This window comes from Kitasatospora sp. NPDC004614, assembly GCF_042873675.1.
Taxonomy (GTDB): Bacteria; Actinomycetota; Actinomycetes; order Streptomycetales; family Streptomycetaceae; genus Kitasatospora.
Map to the genome: position 1 here is coordinate 252320 of NZ_JBIALR010000001.1, position 21637 is coordinate 273956.

At 74.0% G+C, this 21637-nt stretch carries 7 protein-coding genes; all 7 read left to right on the forward strand.

Going from position 1 to position 21637, the window contains the following annotated elements; genetic code table 11:
• Positions 1–48: 48 nt before the first annotated feature.
• The 7 genes from ACFYST_RS01085 (at position 49) to ACFYST_RS01115 (ending at position 21635) form a co-directional block, all read left to right on the forward strand.
• Positions 49–2610: a hypothetical protein gene (locus ACFYST_RS01085; protein WP_387858995.1), complete on the forward strand. Its 2562-nt coding sequence runs from the start codon at positions 49–51 to the stop codon at positions 2608–2610.
• The gene (locus ACFYST_RS01090) at positions 2603–7297 is read left to right on the forward strand and encodes a DUF6603 domain-containing protein (protein WP_387858997.1); all 4695 of its coding nucleotides are present in this window, start codon (positions 2603–2605) and stop codon (positions 7295–7297) included. The genes ACFYST_RS01085 and ACFYST_RS01090 overlap by 8 nt, the downstream gene beginning before the upstream one ends.
• A gap of 84 nt (positions 7298–7381) precedes the next feature.
• Complete coding sequence (locus tag ACFYST_RS01095) at positions 7382–8542, forward strand: Kelch repeat-containing protein (RefSeq protein ID WP_387858999.1); 1161 nt, start codon at positions 7382–7384, stop codon at positions 8540–8542.
• Positions 8539–11748 carry a hypothetical protein gene (locus ACFYST_RS01100; RefSeq protein WP_387859001.1) on the forward strand — a complete coding sequence of 1070 codons (3210 nt, stop codon included), beginning with the start codon at positions 8539–8541 and terminating at the stop codon, positions 11746–11748. The genes ACFYST_RS01095 and ACFYST_RS01100 overlap by 4 nt, the downstream gene beginning before the upstream one ends.
• Complete coding sequence (locus ACFYST_RS01105) at positions 11730–17009, forward strand: hypothetical protein (RefSeq protein WP_387859003.1); 5280 nt, start codon at positions 11730–11732, stop codon at positions 17007–17009. The genes ACFYST_RS01100 and ACFYST_RS01105 overlap by 19 nt, the downstream gene beginning before the upstream one ends.
• A complete protein-coding gene (locus ACFYST_RS01110) occupies positions 17002–18843 on the forward strand; it encodes a hypothetical protein (protein WP_387859005.1) in 1842 nt (613 codons plus the stop codon). Before ACFYST_RS01105 ends, ACFYST_RS01110 begins: the two co-directional genes overlap by 8 nt.
• A gap of 77 nt (positions 18844–18920) precedes the next feature.
• Entirely contained in the window at positions 18921–21635 is a 2715-nt protein-coding gene (locus ACFYST_RS01115; RefSeq protein WP_387859006.1) for an ATP-binding protein, read from the forward strand.
• Positions 21636–21637 lie beyond the last annotated feature (2 nt).

The following is a 21637-nucleotide window of genomic DNA, read 5'->3' on the forward strand; positions in this document are numbered from 1 at the left end:
CCCGGCGCCGGTCAGTACGGTTGCGAAGCATTGGACAGGAGGTCCTCCGTGGCCCACCCCCCCGACCCCACCCCCGATCTGCTGCTGTTCCCGCACAGTGACCTGCACATGGCGTTGACCGGAACGCCGCCGCTCACCCTCTCGCTGGCCACCCGCCGGGTGGCGGTGCCGGCGACGAACGGGTTCATCATCACCCCGGTCCCGCCGCGTCAGTGCACGGTCGACTTCTTCGCGCCTTTCAACGACAAGGGCCACCGGTTCGACGGGGTGCCGGTGTACGACAACACCACCGGCGTGGTCACGGCCACCACCCCCGGGGTCTTCCTGTTCCAGGCCCAGACCGGCGGCCAGTACATCGTCGGCCGGCTCCAGGTGCACAAGTCGGTGGTCGGCTGGTGGTTCGGCAACGACTCGATCACCACCGTGCTCGACACCACCGTGGCGCACGCCCAGCCGTCGCTGTACGCGAAGTTCAGCGACGACCCCGGCACCGGGACGGACCTGATCGGCGACATCACCGGCCACGGGTACGTCCAGCTGGTGCCGGCCGACGCCCGGCAGCTCGCCGTGTCGCCCACCGGCCGTCTGCGGGGCGTGCTGCCCACCCAGCCCGGCACCCCCTGGGTGCTGTCCGGGCTGTTCCCCGGCCTGGGCGGCGCGCAACTGCTGAACGTGTGGGTGGTCGACTACGCCGCCGACCACGCGGTGACCCGGGAGATGGGCGGCGACGACCTGACGACCCTGGCCGACAAGCACAACGTGCTGTTCCTCGCCGAGGGGTTCCGCGACCAGGACCGCCCGAAGTTCGACGCGATCGTCACCCGGGCCATCCACGAGATGTTCGAGAAGCCCGCGCACGAGCCGTACGGCATGCTGAACAAGAGCTTCAACGTCTTCAAGGCCTTCACCGCCTCCCAGCAGCACACCGTCACCTGCGGATTCCGGGTCGCCGCCGGCGAGGAGCGGATCGACGCCGGCCAGGCGAGGGGCATCGGCTTCCCGATCCCGACCAACCAGATCGGCGGAGGCAACCTCTACAGCCTGGAGGAGCTGGTCCACCTGGTCGGGTTCCCGATGCGCGGCGACCAGCGGACCAACCTGGTGGCGACCTGGCAGGCCCAGGACCTCGTCATCGAGCCGGCCAAGATCAATGACGACCTGATCAAGGCCTGGAAGGCGCACCAGTCGGTCGGGATCCTGCACGCCCGCGACACCTTCTTCGGCGTCCGCCTCGGCCCCCGGCCCGGCGACCGGTTCTCGGGCTTCGGCCCGGTGGTCAGGCCCGCCGCCGACACGGTCGGGGACCAAGGGGTCAAGGACTTCGTCGCCCGGGTGTACGAGTTCTACCGGAACAGGCCGACCCGGAACCTGACCCTGGACGTCCGCCGGCACCCGCCCGAGCTGTACATGAACCCCTCGGAACTCAACGTGGCCAACACGCTGCTCCGCTTCGTCGGCAGCCTGAAGGTCACCAGCTCGAGCGTCCCGGTCGGCGCCGTGTGGCAGCCCGACGTCCTGCACTTCCAGCCCAGCCGGGGCCTGATCGCCCTGATCGTCAACGACGGCGTGGACGGCGGCACCAACTTCAACGTCCGGACGGTGACCGCTCAGACGGTCAACAGCATCCAGGGGGTCTCGTACGTCTACGCCAACGCCACGGACAAGCGGGAGCTGCGCCGCGACCCGCCCGGCGACACCGAGGTGAACTTCGCCGGAGTCGTCGAAACCGTCGCCCACGAGTTCGGCCACAGCTTCAATCTGCTCGACGAGTACGAGGAGTTCCGCGGCGACGGCGGGCCCGACGAGGAACAACCCGTCGACCTGCCCGGGGACAACGTGGCCAGGCTCGGCTTCCTGCGGGTCGCCCCGGCCCCGGACCGGCGCATCGACCCGGCAAAGGTCAAGTGGTTCCAGCTGCCCCGGATCAGCACCGCCGCGATGCTGCTGGCCGACTCGGTGAACGTGACCAGCCCCGTCCAGGGTCTCAAACTCACCATCGGCACCCGGAACACGGCGGAGTGGCAGCAGGTCAAGACGCAGCTGTCCGAGGTGCGGGTGCGCAACTTCGGCATCGCACCGGGCGGCCAGCAGCTCCCCCTGGACACCACGCCCGCCCACTACATGGAAGGGCTGATCGTCGGCCAGGTGCTGCCGGCGGAGGGCGCGATCATCCTCACCAGGGCGGGGAGCGCCCCGTTCCCGACCTTCGTGAAGGGATCGATCGTCTTCGTCCCGCTGAAGGACAACCAGCACCAGGTGCTCCAGGTGGTGGAACCGGAGGTGCTCAAGTTCCTCCAGATCACCCAGAGCCCGCTCAACCAGGACCCGAACCACGAGGACACCAACCCCAAGGAGGACACGCCGCTCAAGATCCCGGACTTCGACCCGCCCTGCAAGGGAGCCAGGACGATCGGGATCTTCGAAGGCGGCGCCACCTTCGCGGGCGCCCACTACCGGCCGACCGGCCGCTGCAAGATGCGCCAGGACGAGACCGACTTCTGCCACGTCTGCGCCTGGCTGATCGTCAACCGGGTCGACCCCACCTTCCACGCGCTCCTCGACCGGAAGTTCTACCCGGAGTCCAAGGCGGAGAAGAAGAAGCATGAGTGAGCCGGGCACCTTCGAACGGATCCTGGCGGAGATCGGCCAGGCACTGCTGCCGCTGCGCGACGGGCTGGCCACCCCCGCCGCGTTCACCGGGCTGCTGCGCCGCCTCGGCTGGACGGTCACGGCGATCCCGCAGCCCTTCGTCGACCTGCGGGGCGCCGTCGAGACGCTCTACGACAGCCTGCACTCGCTGCTCGGCGACGGCGGGCTGAACGTCGACGGCACGGTCGGCGACGGCGGGGCCGCCGCGGCGGCGTCGTTCTCCCCGGACGACGTCAAGCGGGCCCTCGGCGCCGTGCAGGCGCTCGTCAAGGGCATCCAGGCGATCGCCAACGCGCCCGCCTCCGCCATCCCCGACACGCTGCGCGCGGACGGGTTCCTCACGCTCTTCCCCGGCCAGCTGATCGACTTCCTGGTCGTCACCTACCTGCAGCGCTATCACCCCAACCTGGGCTTCGCGCTGCGCGGCCTCGGCGTGGTGAAGTCCAGCTACGCCCCGCCCACCGGGAACCGGCCGCCGTACCAGCACCTCGCCCTCGACCTCGGCGACCTGCCGCGGACGCTCGCCGACCCGGCTCAGGTGCTGAAGGACGCCTTCGGGTGGGGCACCGCCGCGTTCGACCAGCCGGAGGTGCTCAACCAGCTCGACAATCTGCTGCGGAGCATCGGCGCCAACGTCAAGGGCGAGCGGGTGGTGCCGTCCACCGCGCTGGCCGTCCAGGGCGCGACGCCGGACCCGTTCGGGCCGCGGACCAGGGCGCTGGCCGCCGTGCTGTTCCAGCGCGTCCAGCCCTCGGCCGAGATGACCGCCGCGATCCGGCTGCTGCCGCTGCCCGCCACCGCCGACGGCGCCCCGCCCGGGCTGGCGCTGCTGCCCTCGTTCACCGGGATGCAGGGCTTCCGGTTCGAGCTCGGGCCGGACATCGCCGTCACCATCCGCGGCGACCTCGACCTGCAGGGCGGCGTCGCGCTGCTGGTGCGCCCCGGCCGGGGCATCGACATGGTGCTCGGGTTCGAGTCGTCCTCCGCGCCGGTGCACGCCAAGGGCTCGATCGACGTCCAGGTGGACCGGTTCGGGCCGACCGACCAGCCGCGCGTCCTGTTCGGCCAGGCCGACGGGACGCGGCTGCAACTGAGCCGGATCAGCGGCGGGGGCGGGGTGCGGCTGGTCGGCGACGCCGTCGACTTCTTCGCCGAATTCGACCTGGAGGGGCTGGAGTTCGTCCTCTCCCCGGCCGGCGCGGACGGCTTCATCGGCGCCGTGCTGCCCGCCGGCGGGTTCACCCTCGGCACCGACCTCACGGTCGGCCTCTCCTACCGGCAGGGCTTCTACTTCCGCGGCACCTCCAACCTGGAGATCCAGCTCCCCGCGCACCTGGAACTCGGCCCGCTGGAGATCCAGGGCCTCACCATCTCCGTCGCACCCGGGCCGGACGGGCTGCCGATCGGCCTCGGCGCGTCCTTCCGCGCTGGGCTCGGCCCCGTCACGGCCGTGGTGGAGCAGGTCGGCCTCAACGCCAACATTGCGTTCCGCTCCGGCGGCGACGGCAACCTCGGCCCCGTCGACCTCACCTTCGGTTTCAAACCGCCCAAGGGCGTAGGCCTGTCGGTGGACGCGGGGGCGGTCAAGGGCGGCGGGTTCCTGTCCTTCGACCCGGACCACGGCGAGTACGCGGGCGCCCTCGACCTGGACTTCGCCGGACTGGTCGAGCTCAAGGCGATCGGCCTGATCAGCACCCGGATGCCCGACGGCAGCAACGGCTTCTCGCTGCTGATCGTGATCACCACCGACTTCGGCTCCACCGGCCTCCAACTCGGCTACGGATTCACGCTGTTGGCGGTCGGCGGCCTGATCGGGCTGAACCGGTCGATGAACCTGCAAGCGCTGGCGGAGGGCGTGCGGACCGGCTCGGTCGAATCGGTGATGTTCCCCAAGGACGTCATCGCCAACGCCCCCCGGATCCTCTCCGACCTGCGTAAGTTCTTCCCGCCCGAGCAGGGCCGGTTCCTGATCGGGCCGATGGCGAAGATCGGCTGGGGGACGCCCACCCTGGTCAGCGTCTCGCTCGGCGTGGTCATCGAGATCCCGCCCGGGGACATCGCCATCCTCGGCGTGCTGAAGTGCCTGCTGCCCAGCGAGGACCTGCCGCTGCTGGCGCTCCAGGTGAACTTCGTGGGCGCGCTGGAGGTCGACAAGTCGAGGCTCTGGTTCTTCGCCGAACTGTTCGACTCGCACGTGCTGACGATGACCATCGACGGCGGGATGGGCCTGCTGGTCGCCTGGGGCGACGCACCGGACTTCGTGCTGACCGTCGGCGGCTTCCACCCGTCCTTCAAGCCGCCGCCACTGCCGTTCCCGGTGCCCAAGCGGCTCTCCGTGGACATCCTCAACCGGCCCGGCCAACTGATCCGGGTGTCCGGCTACTTCGCCGTCACCAGCAACACCGTGCAGTTCGGCGCGGCCGCCGAACTCCGGCTCGGCTTCGGCGGGTTCCGTATCGAGGGCCACCTCTCCTTCGACGCGCTGTTCCGCTTCTCGCCGTTCGCGTTCACCATCCAGATCTCCGCCGGCGTCACCCTGAAGGCCTTCGGCGTCGGCGTCTTCGGCATCGACCTGAACTTCGCGCTGGAGGGCCCCGCGCCCTGGCGGGCGCACGGCCGCGGCTCCATCTCGCTGCTGTTCTTCGAGATCTCCGCCGACTTCGACATCACCTGGGGCGAGGAACACAACACCACCCTGCCGCCGGTGGCCGTACTCCCGCTGCTGGCAGGGGAGTTCGGAAAGATCGAGGGCTGGCAGACCCAGCTGCCCACCGGCGGCTTCAACCCGCTGGTCACCCTCCGGCAGCTGCCCCCCACCGACCAGTTGGTGCTGCACCCGCTCGGCACCCTGTTCGTCCGCCAGCGGGCCATCCCGCTGGACGTCCGGCTGGACCGGATCGGCGCCCAACGGCCCAGCGACGGACGGCGGTTCGGCATCGCACCCGCGCCCGACAGCGGCCTCGCCAGGGTCTCCGTCACCGGCGACAGGTTCGCGATGGCTCAGTTCCAGGACCTGGACGACGCGGCCAAACTCTCCCGCCCCGCGTACGAGAGCCAGGACGCCGGACTGGAGCTGACCGCGGCCGCCGGCACCCTGCTGGCGCCTCGGGTGGTGCGCCGCAGCGCCCGGTACGAGCTGCACATCATCGACAGCGGCGCGCCCGCGACGGCCGCCGCCGCCCGCCGGGTCGTCCCGATGGCGGCCCGATCCGCCGTCGCCGCGCCGAAGCGCTTTCAGAACGTCAGCCCCGCGATCTTCGGCCAGCTGCTCCAGGGCAGCAGCACCAGCCGGTCGCCGATCTCGCAGCGGGAGTCGCAGCTGCGGCAGCCGTTCGCGCCCGACCAGACCGTACAGCTCACCGACCGGCGGTTCGTGGTCGCGAACATCCGCAACAACGTCCAGGCGCACCCGCCGGCCGGCGGCACCGGCGGGACCTTCCGCAGCCGGGCCACCGCCGAGGACGCCCTCGCCGACTGGATCGGCCTCGATGGTGCTCTTGCGGGCCAGCTGCACGTCATTCCCGAGGAGGAGTCCGTCGGCTCGCCGGCCGTGTCGGGCGCCTGGACGGCCGTCGGCCCGCTGCCGGTGCCCGCGCGGGAGATCGAGGCGGTCCGGCTGGCCAACGGCAAGGCGCTGGTGGCCGGGGGAGCGGACGTTAGTGGGGCGGCGCTGGGGTCGGTGGCGCTGTTCGATCCGGTCGCCGGGACCTGGACGGCCGCGGCCGGCCTGGCCACCGCCCGCACCGGACACAGCACGAGCCGGCTCGGCGACGGCCGGGTGGTCGTCGCGGGCGGCCTCGGCGCCGGCGGTGCTGTCCTCGCCTCGGCGGAGGTCTACGACCCGGCGCCGGGCACCTGGGCGCCCACCGCCGCGCTCGGCACCGCCCGCCACGGGCACGCCGCCACCGCGCTGGGCGACGGCCGGGTGCTGGTCACCGGCGGCACCGGCGCCGATGGCCGGGCGCTGGCCACCGTCGAACTGCTCGACCCCGCCACCCTCACCTGGTCCGCCACCGGCCCGGCGATGACCGACGCCCGCACCGGACACCGGGCCGTCCTGCTGAAGGGCGGCAAGGTCCTGGTGGTCGGCGGCGCGCTGCCGACCGGCGGACCGGACGCGGCGCTCGCCCACTGCGAGCTGTACGACCCCGTAGCCGGCACCTGGACGCCGACCGGCAGCCTGCTCACCGCCCGCAAGGGCCACCAGGCCACGCTGCTCGCCGACGGCCGCGTCCTGGTCACCGGCGGCGACGCGGTGGCCGGTCCGTCCGGGTACGACCCGCGCAGCCTCGCCACCGCCGAGATCTGGGACCCGGCCACCGGCACCTGGACCGCCTTCGGCCCCCTGCCGGGCGGCGGCCGCCGCGGACACCGCTGCCTGGCGCTGCGCTCCGGCCTGGTGCTGCTGGTCGGCGGTACGGGCGGGCCGGGGTTCGAGACGGGCTTCCGGCACGTCGCCGTCCTCGACCCCGCCGCCGGCAGCTGGACGACCACCGGGGCGCTCGGCACCGGCCGCTACGGCTTCGCGGTGGTGGAACTGACGGACGGCCGGGTGCTGGTGGCGGGCGGGACCGCCTCGGCCGGCGCGGCGGCTCCCGGGCCGGATCCGGTCGAGTTGGCCGTCGCCGTCGAGGCGTACGTGCCCTGATGACGTGACCCGCCTCCGGGTGGACCCGTTTGCCGCCGCCGAGGCCCGATGACGTAAACCCCCATGACGGAAGGTTCGACCCCCATGACCAGCACCATCGCGCCGGCCGCAGCGAAGTGGACCGCCGCTCACGATCTGACCGCGGCCACGGCCTGGTACGGGCAGCACGACGGGCCGGTCGTGCTGAAGGGGACCTCGAAGGTGCTGGCGATCGGCGGCAGCGACCCGAGCGGAGCGGCTCGCGGGCAGGCCGTGGTGTACGACCCGGCCGCCGACACCTGGACGGCGACCGCCACTCAGCCCTCGCCGCGGCGGCTGCACGCCGTGGTGGCGCTGGCCGACGGGAAGGTGCTGGCCTGTGGGGGCATCGGCGGATCCACCGCGCCGGGGCTGGCCTCGGCCGAGGTCTACGACCCGGTGGCCGGCACCTGGACGCCGGCCGCGACGATGAACCAGGCCCGCTGGGGGCACAGCGCGGTGCTGCTGCCGAACGGCAAGGTGCTGGTGGCGGGAGGCAGCGCCGTCCGGTCCGGCAGCACCACCAAGGCGCTGCGGTCCGCCGAGTTGTACGACCCGGCGGCGGGGACCTGGACGGTGACGGGTGATCTCACCGACGCGCGGTCGGGGCATGTCGCGGTGGTGCTGAAGGACGGCAAGGTGCTGGCGGTCGGCGGCACCGCGTCCGCCGGGACCGGCCAGGACCCGGCCATCGCGTTCTGCGAGCTGTACGACCCGACCACCGGCACCTGGAGCCCGACCGGCAGCCTGCTGCGTCCGCGCGCCCTGCACCAGGCGACCGCGCTGTCCGACACCACCGTGCTGGTGACCGGCGGCCGGGCGCCGGGGGCGGGGGACGACGGCACCTTCGATCCGGTCAGCCGGCGGACGGCGGAGAAGTACGACCTCACCACCGGCGTCTGGACCGCCGCCAAGGACATGCCCGCCGGGCGCGCCCAGCACCGCGCTGTCGCGGTCGGCACCGGCGGGGTGCTGGTGGTCGGCGGCACCGGGAGCGAGGCCGACGAGGCCGGTTTCCGCAGCGTCGTCCAGTACGACTCGGCCGCCGATGCCTGGACCGCCCAACCGGGCATGCCCACCGGCCGGTGGGGCTTCGCGGTGGCCGTTCTGCCCGACGGCCGGGTGCTCGCGGCGGGCGGCGCCGCCCGCGCCGGACTGGCCGCCGCCGACCCGACGACGACCGAACTCACCGCCGCCACCGAGCTGTTCAACGGGAGTGGGGCATGACCGCGAACGGCTACTCGTTCCTGCCGTGGCTGCGCACCGGCCTGTCCACCCGGATCACCCAGGACCCGGGTGCGGCGGCCCGCGCCACCATTCCCGTCAAGCTGCTGCTGAGCGGTGAGGGCCTGGACGGCAGCCCGCTGAGTCAGCGTGTCGAGCGGGCGGTGCAGCTGTACGGTCCGGGCGACATCGTCGGTGTCGAGGGGCGGGCGATCTCCCGGCGGGAGCCGCTGCCGGGCACCACCAACATCGAGCCCAACTACCTGGCGCACATCGAGTTCTACGACGAGGACTTCCCCTGGCGGTACAGCCCGGCGGTGGCCGACGGCTCCACCGACCGGCTCGCGCCCTGGCTGGCGCTCGTCGTGCTCGCCGCCAGGGCGGACGCGAACGGTGCGCCCGCCGAGTTCGAGGAGGGCGGCGGCGGCACCCCGCTGCCGTTCGTCACCGTCAAGAACCCGAACGTGTTCCCGCCGCCCGACCAGCTCGGCGCCTGGGCGCACGTGCACGTCAACGGTTCGCTGGACGATCCGGTGGCGCGGGAGCTCGGCGGACCGGGCGATCCGGTGCTCGGGGAGCTCGCCGAGATCCTGCGCACCGACCCGGACCGGGCCTGTTCGCGGCTGGTCTGCCCGCGCCACCTCCAGCACGACGTGGCGTACGAGGCGTTCCTCGTCCCGGCGTTCGAGACCGGACGGCTCGCCGGGCTCGGGTTCGACCCGGCGCTGTCGCCCGCCGCGCTGTACTCCAGCTGGGGCCCGGACTACCCCAACCGCATGGGCGCGGGCCAACTGCCCTACTACCAGCGGTGGGCGTTCACCACCGGCGCCACCGGCGACTTCGAGTACCTGGTACGGCTGCTGAAGCCGCGCCGCCCCGACCCCGCGGTCGGCCGCCGGGACATGGACGTGCACCGCTCGGCCGGGCCGGGTCTGCCGCCGATCACCACCCCGGCCGCGATCGGCGGGGTGCTGAAGCTCGGCGGCGCGCTCCAGCTGCCCGAACAGCCCATCGACGCCTGGGAGAACTGGGACAACTTCTACGACCAGCCGGCGCCCGCCGCGCCCTACCCGCACCCCTTCGAGCAGGCGCTGGCCAACCTGGTCAACCTCGCCGAGGCCTACCAGTCCGCCACCCCGGCGGCCGCGAACGGCGCGCTGCCCGCCGACCAGGCGATGTCGCTGTCGGCCGGCGTCGACCCGGTGATCACCCCACCGCTGTACGGCCGCTGGCACGCGCTCACCAACCACCTGCTGATCGACGACGCCGGTCAGCCGCTGCCCTCGCCCGCCAACCGCAACTGGGTGCACCGGCTCAACCTCGACCCGCGGCACCGGGTCGCCGCGAACTTCGGCACCAAGGTCGTCCAGGCGCGGCAGGACGAGTTCATGGACGCCGCGTGGGCCCAGATCGGCGACGTCCTGACGGCCAACGCGAAGATCCGCGCCGCCCAGCTGGCCCGCGAGGTCGGGCACCGGCTCCAGGTCAAGCACCTGTCGCCGCCCGCCGCCCCGGCCGGCGCGGTGCCGCCGCCGCCCACCGGCAAATACCTGACGCTGACCGCGCCCGCCCACCCCCGCGTCACCACTCCGGGGCCCGGTGCGGCGATCGACGCCGCCGCCGAGCAACTGGCCGTCGGCTTCCAGGTGGCGGCCAGCCGGGTCGCCGAGGCGCCGCTGTCGGCCACCATGCGTCGCCTCATCCGCCCGGGTGCCCGGCTGATGCGCTCGCTGACCTTCCCGCCCGACCAGCCCCGCGAGGCGCTGCTGCCGCGGATGGACGCCGACACCGGCGCCGTCACCGCCGCCGCGCCCAAGGTCAAACCGGCCGCCCTGGTGACCCCGGACCAGCTCGAGCAGGTGCTGCACCCCGTGATCGGCCTGGCGGCGGACCCGGTGGGCTCGCTGCCGCACAGCCCGGACTTCGTCCTCAAGGACATCGGCGACCCCGTCCCGCCGACCACCGGCGGAAACGTCGACAGCCTCGAGGCGCAGCAGTTCAAGGGCGCCCTCACCGAGCTCTACCAGGGCTGGGACGCGGCCGGCGCCGTCGGACAGGCCCCCGCCCGGGGCCCGCTCGGCGTCGCCGGGACGACGGACGCGGTGCTGACGGGGCTGCACCCGGACACCACCGTCCCCCGGTGCCTGCTCGGCTCGGTGGACGTGCCCGAGCGGCTGCGCCCGTTCGCCGAGAACTTCATCGAGGCGATGGCCTACCCGGTGATCGACCTGCCGATGTACCGCTCGCTGCTCGACCAGTCGACGGACGTCTTCGCGCCCAACCTGGACCTGATCCCGGCGAACTCGATCACCCTGCTGGCCAACAACCGCCGCTTCATCGAGTCGTACCTGGTCGGCCTCAACCACGAGATGGCCCGGCTGATGCTCTGGCGCGAGTACCCGACCGACCAGCGCGGCACCCCGTTCCGCCAGTTCTGGGACCCGCGGGCCGCGCTCTCCCCGCCCGGCGAGACCCCCGACCAGCGCCGCGAACGGCTCTACGACATCCAACCGATCCACCGCTGGGGCCCCGCCGCGCTGCTCGGCGAGAACGACAACCGGCAGCAGCCAGGCACCGCGCAGAAGGACGACCTGGTGCTGGTCGTCCGCGGCGAACTGCTGAAGAAGTACCCGAACACCGCCGTGTACGCCCACAAGGCGGCCTGGCCGCTGGACGACGCCGGCAACCCGATCACCACCGGGGAACGCATCCCCGCGCCGCTGCCCGACGAGGACCACCCGACGCCCGACCTGGTCCGGCTGCCGCTCTACGAGGCCAAGGTCGAACCCGACATCTACCTGATCGGGTTCGACCTGGACGCCGCCGAGGCGCGCGGCAATCCGCCCGCCGACCCCGGCTGGTTCTTCGTCATCAAGGAACGCCCCGGCGAACCCCGCTTCGGCCTCAACGAGCCGGACCCCGGACCGCAGCCGCCCGTCGAGCTGTGGAACGACCTCAACTGGCAGGACGTGGACCCGGGCGGGACCGGCTTCGTCGAGTTCACCGACACCACGAACGTCCCGCTGGCGCCCCTCGACCCCGCCGAGGAGGACCCGGACACCAAGCAGCAGCACACCGAGGACGCGACGCTGCCGCTCTGGTACTCCCGGCTCAGCTCCGCCGACATCGCCTACATCCTCTTCCGGGCGCCGATCATGGTCGCCATTCACGCACAGGAGATGCTCCCTGTATGGCCGACAACGCCCTGAGCGACGACTTCCCCGTCCTGCTCGGCCCGGTACGGATCGAGACCACGTTCACCGCCACCGAACTGCTGGTCCGCGTCTTCCCCGACGACTGGTCCGTCGACACCTTCGAACCGCGGCCCACCGAGGCCGAACTCGGCGCCCTCGACGCCTACTGGACCGCGCTGTGGCGCACCGGCGGAGACCCCGTCGGCGACCGGGCGGCCTGGCACGAACTGGTCGGCCGGATCGCCCCCGGCCGGGCGACCTGGCTGCTGAGCAACCACCAGCCCGCCAACCCCGGCGACCGGCCGATGCCCGTCCCCGCCGGCACCACCGTGCTCGTCATCCTCACCGCCACCGCGCTGGCCGCCGCCGACCGGCAGCCGACGGTCGACTACTGGACGGCGGTCTGGCGCGCCCACGGCGACCGGGTGAAGCTGCGGGCCGCCGACACCGCGCTGCTCGCCGCCGTCGGCCCGGCCAGGGCGGCGCCGATCCGGGCCCGCCGGCCCGCCGGCATCGACGCCGCGCCGCTGGCGAGCGGCGACGCCGTCCTGGTCGCCTTCCCCGTGGTGCCCCGCCCGCCCGACACCGGCATCGCCCCGCAGCCCTGGACGGTCGCCGCCACCGCCGGCCTGCTGCCCGACCGGTTCCGGCTGCTCGGCTGGGCCGGCGGCACCAAGGTCGTCGACCTGGTCGGCAACCCCGTCCCCGCGAGCCTCCAGGTCAGCCCCGACCCGAGTTCCACCGACCCGATGAAGGTCGACGAGACCACCGGCGTGCTGACCGTCCCCGACGCGCTGCTGTGGCTGACCGACTTCGACCGGGCCGTCACCGACGGCATGGGCTTCCGGATCCCACTGACCACCGCCCTGGCCGGCGGCCTCGACCGGCTGGTGGTGCTCGGCCTGCGCGCCCAGTCCACCCCGGCGCAGTCCGCCGCCGACCTGACCGACCGGCTCACCCGCCAACTCCGCAGCCCCGCCGGACTCGGCCTGCTGCCCCAGGGCACCCCCACCAACAACAGCGCCCAGGCACCCGCCGGCACCGACCCCACCCAGCGGGCCGACAGCGCCCTGCGCTCCGCCGCCGCCGGGGCGGACTGGACCACCCGCACCGACGGCCAGTGGTTCGCCGAACTGCTCGGCCTCGACCCCGCCGCCCTGGCCGGCATGGCCAACTCCGACAGCACCGACCAGCGCGACGCCCGCGCCGCCGACACCGCGCTGTGGCCCGCCACCTGGGGCAACCAGCTGCAGACCGTGCTGCACCCGATCTTCGGCCGGGCCGTCGTCGAACAGACCCGGCAGTACTACCTCGACCACGTCTCCGGCCGCGGCCCCGTCCCCGCCGTACAGATCGGCCGGCAGCCCTACGGGATCCTGCCCACCACCGCGTTCTCCCGGCTCGCCTGGCCGGACACCAACCCCGTCGCGCCCCACCGCCGCGGCCTGTACACCGTGCTCCAGGCCGCCGCCGCCGACTGGCAGGCCGCCACCGGCAAGGTCGCCCACCTCGGGCAGGCCCTGAGCGCCCAAGGGGCCGACGCCCACCAGCACCTGCTGGACATCCTCGCCGCGCACCCCACCTCCGCCGAGTACTACCAGCGGTACGCGCTCAGCGTCGAGGACATCTTCAACCGGGAGAACCTCGGCGCACTCGGCTCGACCGTCCTGCCCGCCCTCGAACGCCTGGGCCAGCCCGGGCCGATCCGCGACCTGCTGACCCGCTTCGGCTACCCCGACACCGGCAACGCCCAGGACCCCGACCTGGTCCGCCGCCTCTTCACCGACACCCAGCACCCGCTGCTCGCCCCACCCGTCGACGACCGGCCGCTCTCCGAGACCGACCCGATCCGGCCCTACACCGCCGACGGCGCCAACTACCTCCAGTGGCTGGCCGCCCACGCCCGCACCGACCTGGAGACCGTCCGCACCGAGGCCGGCTTCCCCGACGACGACCTGCCGTCCGCGCTGCTGTACCTGCTGGCCCGGCACGCGCTGCTGCTCGGCTGGGCCGACGCCGCCACCGAACTCGCCATCGCCGCCGGCATCGCCAGCCCCGCCGAACAGGCCGCCGCCGACCCGGCGTTCATCCACGTCAAGATCCCCGCGCCCGGCCAGACCCTGCCCAGCGAGAGCCGCTACCGGCGGCTCTACTCCGCCGCGCCGGAGATCACCGGCGACCCGACCCGCCTGGTCGTCGACCACATCCCCCGCGTCCTCGGCACCGCCCCCGGCACCGCCCGCCTCGCCGAACAGGCCACCGCCCTCGACCTGTTGACCACCCTGCCCACCGCCCGGTTGGAGCGCGTCCTCGCCGAACACCTCGACTGCGCCACCTACCGGCTCGACGCCTGGCGCCTCGGCCTCGCCAACGAACGCCTCGCCGAACTGCGCTACGGCCCCGACGGCACCACCCCCGCCACCCGCGGCATCCACCTCGGCGTGTACGGCTGGCTGGAGGACGTCCGCCGCCGCGACACCAGCACACTCACCGAAATCACCCTCACCGGGCCGCTCGCCCAGGTCTTCCAGGGCAACGGGCCACTGCTGCACGACGCCAAGAACGGCGGCCACCTGCACGCCCCGTCACCCGGCCACGCCCGCACCGCCGCCGTGCTGCGGGCTGGCTACCTCGCCAACGGCTCACCGCAGAACCCCGGCTCGTTCGCCGTCAACCTCAGCTCCGGCCGGGTCCGGATCGCCCTCGGCCTGCTCGACGGCATGCGGCAGGGGCAGTCCCTCGGCGCGCTGCTCGGCTACCGGCTCGAACGCGCCCTGCACGACGCCCACGAACAGGCCGAGGTCGACTTCCTGATCTCCGCGCTGCGCCTCAAGTTCCCGCTGCGGGCCGGCCGGATCGCCGACACCGTCCCCGGCCAGGCCGACCAGCCCGACCCGGCCAAACCCCTCGCGATCGGCCAGCTCGAAGCCCACAACGTCATCGACGGCCTCGCCCTGGTCCGCCTGCTGACCAGGGGAGACGCACCCCAGACCTACCCCTTCGGCCTGGACGGCCTGCCCGCCGTCAACGGCGCCCAGCAGGCCGTCGTCGACCGCTCCGTCCAGGACCTGCTCGACGTCCACGACGCGCTCTCCGACCTCGCCGTCGCCGAAAGCACCCACCAGGCGCTGCTCGGCAACCCCGAACGCGCCTCCGCCACCCTCGACGCCTACGCCAAGGAAGGACTGCCACCCGAACCCGCCGTCGTCACCACTCCCCGCAGCGGCACCACCCTGACCCACCGCTTCGGCCTGCGCCTCACCCCCGGCCTCAAACCCGATACCGGCGCGCCCCCGCTCTCCCACAACACCCCGCGCGCCCAGGCCGAACCCGCCGTCAACGCCTGGCTGCCCGCGCTGCTGCCGCCCGCCACCGGCGTCGTCGCCCAGGTCACCTGGACCGACCCGATCACCGGACAGCCCCGCAGCCGCACCCTCAGCCAGTTCGACCTCCACCTCCAGCCGATCGACCTGCTCTGGGCGGTCCGCCCGGCCGGCGACAGCGCCATGACCGACCTCGACGACCGGATCACCGGCGCCGTCATCGCCCTCGACAACCCGCGGCCCGACGCCGAACTGACCATCCACTACACCGACCGGGTCGCCGGACGGATCACCTTCTTCGAACTCGCCCCGCTGATCAACGTGCTGCGCCCGCTGCTGACCACCGCCCGGCCGCTGCGCCCCACCGACCTGATGCCCGCCGCCGGACCGGCCCCCGCCGACCGGGCCGCCGACGACGCCGTCTCGCTGCCCCGCGAACGCCCCGCCGCCGTCCGGGCCTCGCTGGACGTGCTGCGCACCAACGTCGAGAGCTACCTCGCCACGCTGGCGCCGCTCTACCCGGCCGGTGCGCCGCCGCAGCGCGCCCAGATCCTCGCCACCGTCGACACCCTGCTCACCGGGTACGCCAACCTGGTCACCACGGCCGCCGGCTTCGGCATGGTCCGCAGCGGCTGGGGCGAACTCGCGATGTGGCGCCGGGGCGTCTTCAGCGACGTGCTGGCCGCCGTCGCCGACGCCGCGGACCGGATGACCAGGGCGCTGGCCCAGGCCGACGCGCTGCTCGCCACCTACGACGCGCTGCCGTTCGCCACCTCCGCCACCGAACGGTTCCGGCTGCTGCAACAGGCCGAACGGCTGATCGCCACCACCCCCACCACGCCGCTGCCCGCGCTGCCGGCCGTCCTGCGCGGGATCATCGCCGGACGGCGGCAGGCCTTCGCCAACAAGCTGGCCTCGCTCCGGGCGGAGGCCAGGACCGTCCGCACCACGCTCAGCGCGCTGCTCGCCGAAGTCGCCGGCAAGCTCCCGCTGACCGCCTTCGACCCGACCGACCTCAGCCTCCAGCCGTTCCAGGACCGGGTGGTGCTGTTCTGCCGCGACCTGCTGGACCGCGCGGGCGCGCTGCACACCGACGTCCTCGCCCGGCTGGCCGGCGCGGACCAGGCGCTCGCCGCGTACGACGCGGCCGTCACCGGGCCGGACCAGGTCACGGCGGCGATCGACGCGCTCAAGGCGCTGCTCGGCCAGGACGCCCTCGCCGTACCGGAGTTCACGCCCGACCCGCAGCTCGCCGCCGACTGGCAGCACGCCGTCACCGCCAGCGGCACGCTCGTCCAGCACCTCACCCAGCCCCCGTTCGGGCGGGACTTCCCGATCGACGACTGGGCGCACGGCATCGCCCGGGTCCGCGACAAGCCCCGGCTGTGGGAACAGGCCGTGCTGCTGAGCGACGCCCTGCGCGGCCCCGGCGGGCTGCTCGGCTCCCTGCTCGGGTCCGCCGAACCGCAGTTGACGCCGATCCAGCTGCCGTTCCGGCCCGGCGACCACTGGCTGGCCATGGAGTTCGCCGACGACACGCCCATCACCGAGGACAAGGTGCTGTTCACCGCCCACTACGCGCCCGACCCGGTGCTGCCCTCCACCACCCGGGTCGGCCTGCTGTTCGACGAATGGACAGAGGTGATCCCCACCGACCGCGAGACCACCGGCATCGCGCTGCACTACGACGGCCCGGACTCCCAGCCGCCGCAGGCCATGCTGCTGGTCGTGCCGCCCGTGCGCACCGGAACCTGGAACACCGACGACCTGATCGCCGCGATCGGCGAGACGCTCGACCTGGCGAAGACCCGCGGCGTCGAACCCGAACACCTCGACAACACCGCCTACGCCCAACTGCTGCCCGCCACCGTGATGTCCGCGACCCGGCAGCCGATCACCATCTCCACCGACCTCGCGACCGCCAACCAGCGCTGGAAGGCCGCCCATGCCTGAGCCCCGCATCGCCGACCTGCCCACGGCACTCGCCGGCCGGACGAACCCGGCCGTCGGGGTGTGGAACCGGCTGGAGGGACGGCCCCGCACCACCGACTTCCAGCGCGCGCTGCGGGCCGAACTGCGCGACCCGCTCTGGCTGTTGACCCGGCAGTGGCAGCTCGGAGAGTTCCGCGCCACCGACGGCGGCTCACCCGTCACCGCGACGTACTCGATCGCCGGCACCCGGCCCAGCCGGTTCCGCCCCGACGACGGCGCCGCCGAACCACTGCCGGACGACCGGCCGCTGGAAGCTCTCGCCGAACGGCGCCCGCCGGCCTTCGTGGCGGGCAGCGACCGGATCGCCTTCGACCTGCGGCTGGCGATCGGCCGGCGGTGGCTCAAACTGCTGGGCCGCGACCCGGTGCTGGCCAACATCGCGTTCGACTTCCGCGGCCAGTACGTCCGGATGTACCCGATCGCGCTGCCCGACCCGACCACCGACACCGACGCCCCGCGGGTGTCCGACCCGGAGACCTGGTCCACCCTCCAGGCCGTCGCCGGACGGCGGATGGACGGCTACCTGCTGTACCGGCACATCAAGGGCGGCGGCCACGCCTCCGACGGCATCAACGACATCCTGCACCTGCACTACCCCGCGCTCGACGCCCTCGGCACCCGCCTGGTCGCCTGGTTCGACGACCTCATCGACCAGCCGGACGGCGACGACAGCTGGGACCCGCGCCGCCTCGAACACCGCTTCTCGGTGGCCGGTACCGCCCCCGACGGCACCGAAAAGGTGCTCACCGCGCAGGAGTTCCCCGGCGGCGAACTCGACTGGCACGCCTTCTCGATCGACCCCGACCACCCCGTCGGCGGCGCCGAACCGCCACTCCCGCCGATCAACCGCACCGTCTTCCCCGCGCCGCTGCGCTACGCCGGCATGCCACTGCCGCGCTGGTGGGCGATCGAGGACGGCGGCACCAACTTCGCCGCCGTGTCGCCGGACAGCACCGACCTGGCCCGGCTGATCTTCCTCGAGTTCGCGCTGGTCTACAGCAACAACTGGTACCAACTCCCGTGCGAACTACCGGTCGGCACCCTCGCGTCGATCCAGGGACTCGCCATCACCGACGTGTTCGGACAGCGGCTGTGGATCACCCCCGCGGGCACCGGCCTGGACGAGAACTGGCAGCGCTGGTCGATGTACACCCTCGACACCATCGACGCCGGACCCGACACCCCCGCCGACACCAGCCTGCTGCTGCCCGCCAGCGTGCCCAAGGTCGCCGACGGACCCGCGCTGGAGGAAGTGTCGCTGATCCGCGACGAGGCCGCCGACCTGGTCTGGGGCATCGAGGCGACCGTCCCCCGCCCCACCGGCCCGGGCCGCCGGGGCAGCGAGGTCGCCGCCGAGATCCGTGCCTACCACCTGCGCCTCCACCCGCCCGCCCCACCGGACGCGCCGCTCGCGCCGATCGCCTACGAGGCGATGAACTCCGTCCCCGAGAACTGGATCCCGTTCATCCCCGTGCACGTCCCCGGCGACAACCGCACCGTTCAGCTGCAACGCGCCGCCATGCCCGACGTCGTCGGCGTACTGCCGCCCGTCCAGCCGCGGACCTCGCTGCTGCGCGAGGGCCTGGACGCCGCCACACCGCACGGGTACTTCGTCAACCAGGAGGAAGTCCCGCAGACCGGCACCCGGCTCTCCGTCGCCTACCACCGGACCCGGTGGCGCAGCGGCCGGGTCTGCGTCTGGCTCGGCGCGCAGCGCGGCGCGGGGCGGGGCGAGGGGGCGAGCGGGCTGGCGTTCGACCTGCTGGTGGACACCCCTCAGGCGCCCGCGAACTGAGGTCGTATCGGCAGTTCGGGCGGTGTTCGTAGGATGGTCATGGCTCCTCCGGGAGGGGATTCGTACCGGAGGGGACCATGGCGGACCAGGCGAAGCGTCAACTGCTCGGGCGGGAGCGGGAGTCGGGGGAGCTGGAGCGGCTGCTGCGCGAGGTGCGCGGCGGGCGCAGCCGGGTGTTGGTGGTGCGGGGGGAGGCGGGGGTCGGGAAGTCGGCGCTGCTGGATCAACTGGTGGGGCTGGCCGGGCAGTTGCAGGTGGTGCGGGCGGCGGGGGTGGAGGCCGAGGCGGAGTTCGCGTACTCGGCGCTGCAACGGCTGTGCGCGCCGCTGCTGGACCGGCTGGAGCGGCTGCCCGAGGTGCAGCGGGACGCGCTGCGGGTGGCGTTCGGGCTGAGCGGCGGGGCGGCGCCCGAGATGCTGCTGGTCGGGATGGCGGTGCTGGGGCTGTTCGCGGAGGCGGCGGCCGATGCGCCGCTGGTGTGCCTGGTCGACGACGCGCAGTGGCTGGATCTGATGTCGCAGCGGATCCTGACGTTCGTCGGGCGGCGGCTGGACGCCGAGTCGGTGGCGCTGGTGTTCGCCGAGCGGGCCGTGGACGGGGCGGGCGACGAGGGCTTCGCCGGGCTGCCGGACCTCGCGCTGCGCGGGCTGGGTGACGCCGAGGCCCGGGCGCTGCTCGACAGCGTGCTGCCCGGGCCGGTCGACGCCCGGGTGCGGGACCGGATCGTCGCCGAGACCGGCGGAAACCCGCTGGCGCTGCTGGAGTTGCCCCGGGGCCTGTCGCCCGCCGAGCTGGCGTTCGGCTTCGGCGGGCCCGGGGCCGGGCCGCTGGCGACCCGGGTCGAGGACGGCTTCCGGCGCCGCGTGCAGGCGCTGCCGGCCGACACCCGGGCGCTGCTGCTGGTCGCGGCGGTCGAACCGGTCGGCGACGGGCCGCTGCTGTGGGACGCCCTGCGGTTCCTCGGCGTCGGGCCGGAGGCGGCGGCGCCGGCCGGGGAGCTGATCACGGTGGGGGCCGCGGTGCGGTTCCGGCACCCGCTGGTGCGCTCCGCCGTCTGGCGGGGCGCGGACGCGACCGCGTTGCGGGCCGCGCACCAGGCGCTGGCCGAGGCCACCGACGGCGGGCGCGACCCCGACCGGCGGGCCTGGCACCGGGCGCACGCCGCGCTCGGGCCGGACGAGGAGGTCGCCGTCGAGCTGGAGTGCTCCGCCGACCGGGCGCTGGCCCGCGGCGGGCGGGCCGCCGCCGCGTCCTTCCTGGAACGGGCCGCCGCGCTCACCCCCGACCCGAAGGGACGGGCGCGGCGCGCGCTGGCCGCCGCGGACGCGTACCTCGCGGCCGGGCTGACGGCCCGGGTGCCCGACCTGCTCGCCGCAGCCGAACTCGGCGCGCTGGACCCGCTCCAGCAGGCCCACGTGCACCGGCTGCGGGCCAGGGTGGCGGCCCTGGCCGGCCCGGAACTCGGCGTGGTGCGGCCGCTGCTGGACGCGGCGGACCGGCTCGGCGCGCTCGACCCGGCCGCCGCGCGGGAGACCGCCCTGATGGCGTTCGGCGCCGCGATCTGGGCCGGCCGGCACGACGACGGGGCACTGCGGCAGGTCGCCGGGGCGGCCCGCGCGCTGCCGCCCGGCGACGAGCCGGCGGGCGTCCTGCTGCGCGCCCTCGCCGCGTGGACCACGGACGGGCCCGCCGCCGCGCACCCGCTGCTGGCGCGGGCGCTGCGCGCCGTCCCCGACATCGACGACCCGGCGCTGCTGTGGGCGGCCGCGAACGCCGCCGCCGAGCTGGGCGACCTCGCGGCCTGGCTGGACGTCACCGAGCGGGCGGTCCGCTCCGCCCGGACGACGGGCGCGCTGTCGATCCTCTCGACGGCGCTGCCGCACCGGGCGGCCGCGCTGGGCTTCGCCGGGCGGCTCGCCGAGACCCGCGAACTGCTGGCCGGGGCGACCGCCGTCGAGAACGGCGCCGGCCTGGCGATGCGCCTGGCCACGACGGCCGGCATCGGCGCGTACCAGGGCCGGGAACGGCCGGCCCTGGCCGCGATCGGGGCGGCCGAACGGGAGGGCGAGCGGTGCGGCCTCGGCCGGCTCACCGCGACCGCGGCGTGGGCGCGGGCGGTGCTCCACAACGGCCTCGGCAACTACCCGTTGGCGCTGGAGGCGGCGCTGCGGGGCGCGGAGTACCGGGATCTCGCGGTGCACCAGTGGACGTGCGGCGAACTCGTCGAGGCGGCCGTCCGGGCCGGGGACCCGGCCGCGGCGGCCGGGGCGCGGGAGCGGCTGGCCGATTGGGGTCGGGCCGGTACGCCGTGGGCGCTCGGCGCGCGGGCGGTCGCCGAGGCGCTGGCCGGGCCGCCCGAGCAGGCCGAGGACCGCTACCGGGAGGCCGTCGGACACTTCGGGGCGGGCGGGCTCGGCGTGTTCGAGGCCCGGGCCCGGCTGCTGTTCGGCGAATGGCTGCGCCGCCAGAACCGGCGGGCCCTGGCCCGCGACGAACTGCGCGCCGCGCACGAGGAGTTCGCGCGGATGGGCCAGGAGGCGTTCGCCGAACGGGCCCGGCGCGAGCTGCTCGCCACCGGTGAGACGGTGCGCAAACGGGCCGTCGGCGGGCCGGAACTGACCCCGCAGGAGGCGCAGATCGCCCGCCTCGCCGCCGCCGGGCACCCGAATGCGGAGATCGGCGCGCAGCTGTTCCTCAGCCCGCGCACGGTGGAGTGGCACCTGCGGAAGGTGTTCGGCAAGCTGGGGATCACCAACCGGCGGGAGATCGAGGGGGCGTTGGCTTCGAGTTGACC